This window comes from Thermoanaerobacter kivui, from assembly GCF_000763575.1.
Taxonomy (GTDB): Bacteria; Bacillota; Thermoanaerobacteria; order Thermoanaerobacterales; family Thermoanaerobacteraceae; genus Thermoanaerobacter; species Thermoanaerobacter kivui.
Genome location: NZ_CP009170.1, coordinates 902324 through 914081 on the forward strand (window position 1 = coordinate 902324; position 11758 = coordinate 914081).

At 33.9% G+C, this 11758-nt stretch carries 11 protein-coding genes; all 11 read left to right on the forward strand.

The features are described 5' to 3' along the window. The 11 genes from TKV_RS04565 to TKV_RS13455 all read left to right on the forward strand — a co-directional run bounded on the left by TKV_RS04565 (position 1) and on the right by TKV_RS13455 (position 11687). Positions 1–1497 carry a class I adenylate-forming enzyme family protein gene (locus TKV_RS04565; protein ID WP_158506595.1) on the forward strand — a complete coding sequence of 499 codons (1497 nt, stop codon included), beginning with the start codon at positions 1–3 and terminating at the stop codon, positions 1495–1497. Positions 1498–1501: 4 nt separating this feature from the next. Further along, on the forward strand, positions 1502–1759 hold the full coding sequence (locus tag TKV_RS04570; protein ID WP_049684929.1) for a hypothetical protein: 258 nt from the start codon (positions 1502–1504) through the stop codon (positions 1757–1759). A gap of 61 nt (positions 1760–1820) precedes the next feature. Further along, complete coding sequence (locus TKV_RS04575; protein ID WP_049684930.1) at positions 1821–2663, forward strand: Gfo/Idh/MocA family oxidoreductase; 843 nt, start codon at positions 1821–1823, stop codon at positions 2661–2663. Further along, entirely contained in the window at positions 2650–3303 is a 654-nt protein-coding gene (locus tag TKV_RS04580; RefSeq protein ID WP_049684931.1) for a hypothetical protein, read from the forward strand. Before TKV_RS04575 ends, TKV_RS04580 begins: the two co-directional genes overlap by 14 nt. 14 nt (positions 3304–3317) lie before the next feature. Further along, entirely contained in the window at positions 3318–4601 is a 1284-nt protein-coding gene (locus TKV_RS04585; RefSeq protein ID WP_049684932.1) for a phenylacetate--CoA ligase family protein, read from the forward strand. Continuing rightward, on the forward strand, positions 4579–7716 hold the full coding sequence (locus TKV_RS04590) for a non-ribosomal peptide synthetase (RefSeq protein WP_049684933.1): 3138 nt from the start codon (positions 4579–4581) through the stop codon (positions 7714–7716). Before TKV_RS04585 ends, TKV_RS04590 begins: the two co-directional genes overlap by 23 nt. A gap of 6 nt (positions 7717–7722) precedes the next feature. Beyond that, positions 7723–8943: an ATP-grasp domain-containing protein gene (locus tag TKV_RS04595; protein ID WP_049684934.1), complete on the forward strand. Its 1221-nt coding sequence runs from the start codon at positions 7723–7725 to the stop codon at positions 8941–8943. Beyond that, complete coding sequence (locus TKV_RS04600; RefSeq protein ID WP_049684935.1) at positions 8940–10205, forward strand: MFS transporter; 1266 nt, start codon at positions 8940–8942, stop codon at positions 10203–10205. Before TKV_RS04595 ends, TKV_RS04600 begins: the two co-directional genes overlap by 4 nt. Continuing rightward, on the forward strand, positions 10202–10966 hold the full coding sequence (locus TKV_RS04605; RefSeq protein ID WP_049684936.1) for a TatD family hydrolase: 765 nt from the start codon (positions 10202–10204) through the stop codon (positions 10964–10966). The genes TKV_RS04600 and TKV_RS04605 overlap by 4 nt, the downstream gene beginning before the upstream one ends. A 260-nt stretch (positions 10967–11226) precedes the next feature. Then, entirely contained in the window at positions 11227–11403 is a 177-nt protein-coding gene (locus TKV_RS13450) for a hypothetical protein (protein ID WP_236617424.1), read from the forward strand. Then, positions 11388–11687: a hypothetical protein gene (locus TKV_RS13455; RefSeq protein ID WP_049684937.1), complete on the forward strand. Its 300-nt coding sequence runs from the start codon at positions 11388–11390 to the stop codon at positions 11685–11687. The genes TKV_RS13450 and TKV_RS13455 overlap by 16 nt, the downstream gene beginning before the upstream one ends. Positions 11688–11758: the final 71 nt, after the last annotated feature.

Sequence of the window (11758 nt, forward strand, 5' to 3'; positions counted from 1 at the left end):
TTGTCTATTGTATATTGGCGATATTTAGCAAAGTGGGAAAATAGTCCCAAAATAGCGATCAAACAAAAAAACCGCTCGATTAGTTATTCAGAGCTATATGAAAAATCAACTCTTGCTGCAAGGCAAATACAAAAAGAGAAAAAACCGAATATCGGTATTTATTTACCCAATTCGATTGATTATGCTATATCTTATTTTGGAATTACTTTAGCGAAAAAGTGTATTGTGCCGATTCCAATTGAATTTACAATAAAAGAAATTCGAGACACTGTCTTGCACTGTGAGCTAAGTGCAATTATTACCAATCTCGCCAACTTAGAAAAACTTAAACCATTAAAGATGGCTTTCCCCCAATCGCTTAGGATTCTAACCATAGAAGATCTTTTAAGTAACAATAATATTTCAGAACAAGAAAACAATATTCCCTTGGCTTCCGAATCCAGCGAACATGATGTTGCCATTATGTTATGTTCGTCTGGAACTACAGGTAGCTCTAAACGAGTTATGCTAACCCACCATAATTTAATTACTAATATCAAGTCCAACATTTTATCTTTAAGTTTTAACCAAGATGATATTACCCTAATCGTTCTTCCTATGTACTTTGGATATTGTAATACTGCCCAATTCCTCACTCATCTATATGTAGGAGCGACCATTGTAATTAATGAACCTCCTTTTACACCACAGTCTCTTTTAAGCACTATTCAGAAGGAGAAAATTACAAATTTTACAGCAGTTCCGAGTATATTGGTTATGTTAATGCAGTTCAAAAGAAAAGATCAATATGACTTGCATTCCCTAAAAATGGTTTGTTTTGGAGGAGGAATTATTGCAGAAGAGATCATTAAAGGTTTAATTGAAGCGTTCCCAACTGTTGGGTTTGTTCATACGTATGGCCTAACAGAAGCATCACCCCGATTAACCTGTTTGCTTCCCAGTGATGCACTTAGGAAAATAGGCTCAGTAGGGAAACCAATTCCTTTTGTTCAAGTGAAAGTTGTTGATGAAAATGGGAAAGAAAAGAAAATAGGAGAAGTCGGAGAAATTATCGCATTCGGGGAAAACATCATGAAGGGTTACTATAAAGACGAAGAAGCGACCCGAAAAGCGATCAGAAATGGTTGGCTTTATACGGGTGACCTTGGATACTTTGATGAAGAGGGATATCTCTATATTGTTGGAAGAAAGAAAAACATCATTATAAGTAAGAGTATCAATATATTACCCGAAGAAATAGAAAAAGTGTTATTAAATCATCCATTGGTAAAAGAAGTGTGCGTAACAAGTGAGCCAGATGAGGTTTTGGGAGAAGCTGTCATTGCAAAAGTAGTTCCTTCCAGTTCAATGCCAAGCACCGAAATAGAAAATATATTGGAAGATTACTGCAGGGAAAATCTTGCTACTTTTAAGATCCCGAAAAGGATCGACATTGTTCCTTCCTTAGATAAAACTTATACAGGAAAAATCAAGAGAAATTATAACGAAAGGAGATAGATAAATGTTAGAAAAATTAAAAAAGATTGTTATCAAACATGCAAGAAAAAAGGTAACTGAAAATGAACTAACAGAAAATACCGATCTGGTAAAAGATCTCTGTTATGAATCAATTAATGTTGTTCAGTTAATGGCAGATTTTGAAGCAAATTTTGATTTTGTCTTTGAAGATGATGAAATTGACTTTGACGTGATTTGTAATTTTGGGAAATTGAGTAAATTTGTTCAGATGAAAGTAGAAGCAAATGCAACTAAACAATAGGAACTCTTAAATAAATTCTAGTTAAATATTATCCTGAATCATACTATACGAGGTGATGTGCTTGAAAAACAGTCAAATAACCTTATTGAATACAAATGCAACTGAAACCAAGCAAAGTTTGCAATATATTCCATTAGTGATAGTTGGATTGGGACCTCATTCCAAACGAATTTACTTTCATTTCTTAATAAAACATGGAATGGCTCCCCAAATAATCGTTGAATTATCATCTAAAAAACAAGATGTTGAAAAATTTTTAAAGCAAAAAAGACTAGATGGGACTTTGGTTTATTATGTGGATGATTCTGTCAAATATAATGAAGTATTACCCGAAAAGGTTCAATCCGAATTAAAAAAACTTTTGTCCCAAAACCGTATTACCCATGCTATTATTTCTACAGAGCCAAAAGCCCATTTTTCATATATCCGATTCTTTTTACAATCCGATATTCACATATTAGTGGACAAGCCAATCACTTCGCCTGTAGATGTTGCTAATGATGAAAGAATGGCAAAGAAAATAATAGATGATTATAGTGCCATTATCGATGTTTACAAAGAAAAGAAAAAGAAAGGTATAAACTGCATAGTTCAATGCCAACGAAGATGGCACGAAGGATATATGTTCATACGTAGGTTGTTAAAAGACACAATTTCCAAATATCAAATACCTATCACCTCAATGGAAATATATCATTGTGATGGAATGTGGAATATGCCCGATGAATTCTTGTTTAGAGAAAACCACCCATATAAATATGGTTATGGAAAGCTATTTCATAGTGGGTATCATTTTTTCGACTTAATGAGTTGGATGATTTCCCTGAATAACATTCTTGAACAAAAGAAAATAGACAATGTTGAACTATACACAGCAGTAATAAGGCCAAATGATTTTCTTTGAAATCATTAATAAAGAGGATTATCACCGTTTGTTTGGAACAACTAAATTTGACAACTTGTTTGAAAATAAAGCGACGCTAAATCTAGACAGTTTTGGCGAAATAGATTGTTGCAGTTTAATTCAATTCAAAAAAGCCGAAACACCTATTACGATATGTAGTGTAAATCTTCTTCAAAACGGATTTTCCCGCCGTGCTTGGACTGAACTTCCAGAAGATACCTATAAAGGTAACGGAAGAGTCCGTCATGAGCGAGTGAATATACAAGTGGGACCATTGATGAATATACAGGTTCACAGTTATCAGTCTACTGAGATTAAGGACAGAGGTTTAATCAATCATAATGATGTAGGAGCAGTAGAACATTTTGATATTTATGTTTTTCGAAATGTCGGTTTGATTGGCGGAAAGCCTTTTGAAAAGATTGCTATAAATGATATTGTGAAAGAGGAGCAATCTTCCTCTTTTATTGGCTACAATGAACGGGCAAGGGAGAATTGTTTGATGAATTTCTTAAACAATGTTCCGACTCATTCAGATATATTGGACCATGAAATGACAATCAAATTACTCTCACATACCTATTTATCTATTGCAAAACGCAAACATAAAGAAAATCCTATCGTTCAATTTGCTTTGTAAAAGGGGTTGGAACGATGATAAACGAAATATTTTTTGGTGAAAAAAAAGATAAAATTTATTCAGCTCTGAAAAACGTACTGGAAAACGTTCCGTACTATCGTGAAAATTGGGGTTTTAAATTGCCTCCAATAGAAAAATTTGATTATTCCTTTTTCCAACAATTTGTGCCGATTTTAGAAAAAGATGAGGTTAGAACTCATAATGACCAATTTATTTCTACCAGATACGACAAAAATGAACTAACATTCGATGTAACAAGTGGGACAACAGGAAATCCTCTCCTTTGTTACAAGTCAAAAAAGGAAAGGCTAAAAAGAGCAAACGAACTTTGGAAGCAACGAAGAATGTTTGTTCCAGACCTATCAGTGTATGATAGATTCGCTCGCTTCTATGCTTATCGCATGAATGAAGAGTATTTAATCACTAACAAAGTTTTGCACCGAGGCAATGAGCTTCATATCCCTCTTTTCGATTATAGTGAAGATAGAATAGAAGAGTATTTGAGTGAAATATCTCAATTTCATCCAAGATGGATGCATGGTCCGTCTACTGCTATTTTTAATTTAGCCAAACATGCAAAATCGAAAAAGATTGATTTAAAAATTGAATTGATAGAACTTAATGGAGAATTCGTTACGGATATCCAACAGTCCTTAATTAAAGAAGTCTTTCAGTGTAAAGTGGCAAATCATTATGGAAGCCGAGAATTTTGGGCAATGGCTTATAGCTGCGAAGAAGGTCATTTGCATGTATTGGATGAAAGCCTTTTTATTGAGTCTATATACAATGAATCTTTGCAAGATTATGAACTGGTCGTCACTTCTCTGAGCAACGATGCATGGCCTTTGATTCGATATAAAATCGGGGACGTAGGAACCATCGAAAAAATCAGTTGTAATTCTCATTCATCTTCTTATGTGCTTCATCTAAAAAAGGGAAGGATAGCAGATTACTTTACACTTGCAGGGAACAAATATATCAATGCAATTACGTTCTCTGGTATTATACGGGGACTGAGCAATATTAAAGGCAGTTTGGTGGTTTATCAATATCAAGTCCTTAAAGTAGCGGAAAACGAATTAATCATAAAGTTATGCATGAACAAAGAAAATGCTGAGAATATCAAATCATTTATTGTTCGATTAGGAACAGAAATTCGAAAAATCATTGGGAACGAAATCATTCTTCACTTTAAGATAGTCGATTCTATTCAACCAGACCCCAAAACAGGTAAGTGCAGAGATTTTGTAGACCTAACAAAGAAAGGGGTAGAATATGAAAGGGCATTATTGGAATAAAGTAAGTTTAATTGAACTATTAGAAAATAAATTTCAGCAATATCAAGACCGAACAGCAGTTATATATGAAGGAAACAGCCTGACGTATCGAGCCTTAAATAATAGGGCAAATCACTTGGCAAAAAAATTAAGGAATAAAGGAATTGTTCCAAATGACATTGTTGCAATTTGTTCTGAACGATCTCTCCATTTAATGGTCGGCATCCTTGCGATTATGAAAGCAGGAGGTGTTTACCTGCCAATTGAAGCAACTACTCCTTTAGAAAGAGTAGAGTACATGCTGAGAAATAGCAACGCAAAGCTGTTTCTCACGTATAAAAAATATCAAGAAAAAACCTCTTCCTTCATTCCAAGTATTTTTTTAGATGAAGAAATCAACGAAGAAGAGTGCGAAAATCCCCGTCCCTGCTTAACAACACCCAATGACCCGCTATATGCTATTTACACATCAGGAACAACAGGTCTTCCAAAGGGAACGGTATTAAGAAATAATTCGTTTGTAAATCTGATTGAATGGTATACCGAGGAGATCAAATTAGACAAGGATGAAACCACGCTTGTCTATACTCCTGTTAGTTTTGATGCTACACAAAAAAGCATTTTTTCACCATTATTAACAGGCGGAAGATTATTGTTGGCATCTTCTGACCCTTACGACCCATCGGTTATATTAAAATACATTCAGGATTATCAAGTGAACCATATTATTGCCACGCCGAGTTCTTTTTATCCTATTTTATATTTAGCTGAAAAAGAAAGATTTGAAACCTTACGAAGTCTAAGAATTTTATCTTTAAACGGAGAAACTATCAATATCAAGAACTTAAAAAATTGGTTGCGTTCTTATAACTGCAATGCAACGGTTTACAATCTTTATGGTCCATCGGAATGTGCGGATATTTCTATTGCAAGAAAACTTAACCCATATCCGTTGCTCCGAGACGATGAAGGAACTATCATCGGCAGACCGATCCCCAATGTAAATGCCTATGTGCTAAATGAGAGCGGTCAATTAGCTGATATAGGAGAAATTGGTGAGTTGTATTTAGGCGGAATCTGCGTGGGAAACGGTTATTTCGACAAGTCCTTGAATAAAGGAAAATTCGTTCCAAATCCTTTCAATGAAAATGAAATCATTTATAAAACGGGAGATTTGGTGCGGATTTTGGAAGATGGCAACATTCAATATATTGGAAGAGTTGACAATCAGGTAAAAATAAGAGGGCAACGAGTTGAACTGGAGGAAATAGAAAACGTAGCACTTCGCTATCCAGGGATTCTTCAATGTACGGTTACTTTTGACTCTGACAAAAATTGCTTGACACTCTATTATTTTTCAAAGGAAATTTTAAATCCAGAAGAGATTCGCTCATTTTTAAAAAATAAACTTTCTGGTTATAGCGTTCCGTCGTTTTTGTATCAAGTGTCAAAGATACCATTAAACAAAAACGGAAAAGTTGACCGTCCATCTTTACCCAAATATATTATTAAGACTGAAACGAAAAAGGAAGAAGAATGGAGCGAGTTAGAATTAAAAATTAAGGAAGTATGGAAAGAAGTGATTTATACTGATGTGAAAAAAGACGATATTTTCTTTCACGTTGGTGGCGATTCTTTAAGTGCGTACGTTATTCTTAATGGTTTATACGATGTGTTTAAAGTAAAAATTACGATGAAAGAGTTTTATGAAAATCCTACAATATCAGGACTTTCAAAGCTAATCAAAGAAAAACTGTCACAAGGTGCTTCTGAAGAACCCAAGAAAAACCTCGAACAAATAGGAGCCAATATTGCTCGGACATTATCAGAAGTAGATTTGCAACAAATAAAGCTAAAATATCAGGAGATCAATCAAAATCTATTTGAAACAGTGATTAACTCCAACATCAGACATGAATATTCATTTCCTTATTTCCGAAAAAGCAAGCACGGTTTTAAGGGGAAAAAATCAGATATTTATCACTTTGTTTATGAAGTTGTTCTGGATAACACATCGGTACAAGAAATTCAAATGATGTTCAATAAACTTTTAGAAAGTCAAGTTCTCCTTAGAACCACATTAAAGGAACAGGGGAAAGAATTTATTTGTAATGAGTATTCATATTCCCCTGCGAATATAGACTTCATTGACATTAGTGCTTACGATGAAGAATCTCAAAAGAAAATAGAAAAATTACTATTGAATGAGATGAAAGATTCGATTTATCAAAATTGGGAGAACCCTCAATTATATTATCGGATGTGTTTACTAAAGATCAATGTTACAAAGTATAAACTGTTATTTGTATTTGAACATCTTATTTCAGATACAGAAACGGGAAGGATTTTGAACGAGTATTTTAAATCTCCAAGCTATAGTTCTTCTATTGTTCAGACAGATGATTTCAGGCTTTTCTTAGAAGAAATCTATAGGTTAAACAAAGACGAAAAATTGACAAAATATAAGGACTCATCTCAATATCGTTCGCTTCGGAACGAAATTGAACTCTTTTATCAGAAGAATCCATCTTACAAAAAAGGGAATCCGATAATACTGTCAAGTCCCAAAATATTAGAAATTGATATGCGAACTATTGATAGGAAAGTTGGAAATATTCCTATGCATTATTTCTTGTATATTTGCACGAATTTATTAAGTATTGCGTTCAAATTAAAGAAGATTCCAATACGAATTTTTGTAAACAAAAGGAATTATGGAAAGCTCAATTTTTACAACACTATCGGTGATTTTTCGGAAACAATTCCTGTAGTCTTTGATGCGGAACTGCAAAGCGGAGAACTATATTACCTACAATACAAAGAAAATAATGACTATTTAACGAATAACAAAATAGCGTTGAAAAGTTTCAGAGATGATCCCGAAATCTTCAATGTTATCTATTTGAGTTGTCCATTTACGTACAACTTTTTAGGAGAACTAACAGATGAAGAGGATAGGTATTACAAGGAAAATGCCTCTAATTTCCATAGCCTCCCATATCCAATATTAGGTTATTGCAAAGAAAATCAGATGACCATCATTATTAATAATGGATTAAAAATGGAGGAGGTGGAAGAGTTTGAACAATTCCTAAAGTCACTAAAAATTTCCTATAAACTTACAAACAAGGAGTGATGTTAAGTGAGTAAGCACGTTATGGTTTTTGGCGGATTCTTTCCTCTTCATGAAAGATTAGTTGAAATGGGGGCAAGTTTAACCATTTTGACAACAACAGACAAGATTAAAGCACATTACCCCAAAATATATAAGAGAGTAGTCACTTTAGAAAAAGGAGCAAAAAGAGAAGATTGGATTGCAATGGCAAAAGCCATTGATGAAATCGAAAAAGTGGATGCTATAGGAGCTTTTCAAGATTATCTGCAAAAAGAAGCCGCATGGGCTGCAGAAGCATTAAACCTTCCGTTTGATAATACAGCAGATGTTGTAAGGTTAGTTGAAAACAAAAATTTAATGAGAGACAGATTGAGAGCAGCTGGTGTAGATAAAATCAAAAACGCTGTTATCAACAACATTGAAGAAGCTCTTGCTTTTGTATCAGAAGTTTCCTATCCAGTAATCCTCAAGCCGACTGATTCCATGGGAAGTACAGGAATCTACAAAATTGAGAATGAAAAAGAATTAAGAGAAAAAATTTCCGACTTTAAATCAAAATATCCACATTTGCAGATGTACATGGAGGAATTTATTGAGGGAGAAGAATTTAGCGTGGAGGCATTCTCTAAAAATGGAACGCATTACGTTTACGGTATCACAAAAAAATACAAGGAATTAGAACGGTTCGTTGAGATCGGACATACCGTTCCCGCTGATATACGTTCTGAGAAAGAACAAGAAATCAAGTCTTTTGTAGAAAAAGTTTTAACCTGTTTAGGGGTAATGAATGGTCCCACGCATACAGAAGTTATGATAAGCAAAGATGGGATCCATGTTGTCGAAACCCACACTCGGTTGGGTGGAGATATGATCCCTGAATTATATTCTTACTCAGTAAATAACAAAGTTGACATTTTAGATTTAGTAGCAAGACATACCTTAGGGGAAAATGTAATGGAAGAGTTTAAAAAACATTTTAAAGGAGAAAAAGAAATATTTGCTTCTATCTTCTATAAAATTCCTGAAAAACTAGGTGTAGTAAAAAGAATTTCGGGATTGTCTGAAGCAAAGGCAAAAGAAGGGGTACAACAAGTTGAATTATCTGTGAAAGAAGGCGATAAAGTAACAGAATTACTAAATTCCTTTACACGACTTGGATTTGCTATTGCAACTGGAAGAACTGCAGAAGAATCGCTCCAACGAGCAAAAGAAGCAATTAATTCAATAGAAATGGAGATCGAGGAATGATGAAGTACTTATTAAATCTCCTAAAAGATTTCTTGACTTTATCTCGCAACTCTAAATTTCTTTTGTTATCTGTTTTGATTTCTAACATTGGAAATGGAATTCAATTGTTGACCGTTGGAAAAGTGCTATATGATAAAACAAATTCGGTAGGAGCGTTTGGGTTTGTGATTTTGTCCGAACAGCTAATTAAATTCTTTTTGCAATTATTCTCGGGTTCCTACGTAGATAGTAGGAACCCGAGAAATGTCGTTGTCGCATCAGATGCAATAAGAGGAATTATGTTATTGTTATTATTGCTCTGTTTTTGGAGTAATGATTGGATAGCAATTGGATTAATGGTCACAACATTAGCAATAAATGCAGTGAAACCTTTCTACAATGCCAGTATATTTGCTCTATCCAGTAGAATTGAAGAAGGGGATGAATTGTTAAAACTAAATATTGTGTTCAATACTTTCTTCCAAGTAGGTCAACTTTTAGGAAGTGGCATTGCCAGTATTATATTAATGTGGTTTAATCCGTTATGGGGTGTTTTTATTAATGCTGTAACATTTTTAATCTCTGCGTTTTTCCTTAGTTGTATAACCAATGTCGAGGTTGAACATGGGACGGAGAGACAAAAAAAGAAGATTACCCTCGCTTTTTTCCTACAAGATTGGAAGGAATTTTTCAAAAAGCTGAGATACAAACTCGCATTAGTTATTCTGGTTTTGCTATCAGTTGGAGATATTTTTATGGTAAATGTGATTAACCTCTTAATGATCCCCATTATTAACAACAAATTAAGTGGTCATTACAACTGGTTGTTTTTCTTGGATGGTGGTTTTGCTTTCGGGGCAGGTGTATTTAGTCTATACGTCTACAAAGTTAAGCAAAAAATAGGGATTTACAAAACTATCCTGCTCTCAGTTCTGATTCAAGCTGCCTCTTTTGCTTTAATTTCCGTAACTTACTCACTAATTCCTATGACTATACTCTTCATACTAATAGGAGCTACTAATGCTTCTTCTATTTCACTTTCTATAACCCTGACCCAACAATTTAGCGAAAAAGAAATAAAAGGAAAAATATCTTCATTGAGACAATTAGTCTTATCTATTTTCCTCCTTGTCAGCATACCTCTCATTGATAAACTGCACAAAATTAATTTTGATGCAACGCTCCTGTTGAGCAGTGGCATTCTTTTCTTGTTTTTCTTAGGATACTTTGCAAGCAAGTCGGTTATTTTTCAATCCAAAAAAACAGGAGTGATAGCGGGATGATTGACACCCATGCTCACATGGACAATATATTTTATCTACGTGATCGAGATAAAGTAATAAAAAATGCGATAGAAAAAGGAATTAAGCACATTATTACAATTGGGATAAATGTAGATTCATCTAAGCAATCTATCCAGTTAGCAGAAAAATATCCTCAAATTTATGCAAGTGTTGGTATTCATCCTCAATGTGTAAATCAACTTTCAGATGAAAGTGTTTTAAATAAGATTGAACAATTGGCAAAACACCCAAAAGTAGTGGCAATTGGGGAAGCAGGACTTGACTATAAATACGGTCAAGTAAATGATGAATTTGCTCGTCGTATTTTTATAGGACAAATTCAAATTGCCAAGAAAAGAGAACTTCCTATTATCATTCATAGTTGGCTATCTCATAATGAAGTAATAGAAATTTTAACAAAAGAGGGCGTTCCACGCTCAGGTGGAATTATTCATTGTTTCGATGAAGATTGGGAAACAGCTAAAAAATATTTATCATTAGGAATGTATATATCCCTATCAGGGATTTGCACCTATAAAGAAAATAGCTTTTTATTAGAAGTGATAGAAAAAACTCCAATTGAAAAATTGCTGCTTGAAACAGATAGTCCGTATATTTCTCCCGAACCTAACAGGACTAAACGAAACAATCCAAGTAGAGTATTAGATGTTGCCAAATTCGTTTCAGAAGTTAGAAAGGAACCTTTTGAATATATTAAGGAAAAAGTAACTGAGAATGCAAAAAAAATCTTTAAAATATAAATATCAGAAAGGTTTCTTCTTTTGTTTTTAATTTCTTTTTTTAGCATGATAAGCGAAAAGGCTCCTGCCTCTATAGGTAGGAGATGAATCGCTATTTTTATAGGGGGATTTTAATTGAGAAAACATTTAGGGAAAGTATCTATTGCTAGATAGTGTAAAATTTCAGTAGGTAACGAAGCAGGGAAATGAGGTATAGATGTAGAAAAAAGACCTCACCGCGAAAAAATCAAAAATCAAATCAAAGGAAGGTGAGGTCTGATATGTTATTAGATATTCGACACATAGTGGGCATAATCCTGCTTTTTGTTCAAGGTTTAATGAAAATAATAAGGGAGAGTAAAGATTTTTATGAACTGGAGAGAGGGATACATGAACTTAACAAAAAGTATCAAGACAACTTCTTGAGTGGGCAGCAGAAGAGATGGATAAAAAGTTGATGGAGAACCAAGACAAAAGAGTGTGGGAAGTAGTGGGATTTAGAGCAAAGCAGGTAATAAGCATCTTTGGGAAATTCACATATAGGAGAATGGTTAAGAGTTTCATTACCGATATTAGAAGGTCCATTTGCGAGCAAGCCATGGATAAAATACGTTTTAAAGGAAATAACACGAGCAAATGGTTCAGCAGTAGGTATTTGAGGAAGGAGTTAGTTCCATTATTTCACATTAAGAAAAGCAAAAAAGAGAAAGGATATTTATACTTTATTAAAGTAATGATTTAACATAAATAACAATATATACAAATCACTAATTTAAACTTATAAATTCTTAGCGGTGAGGTCGACTACAAAAA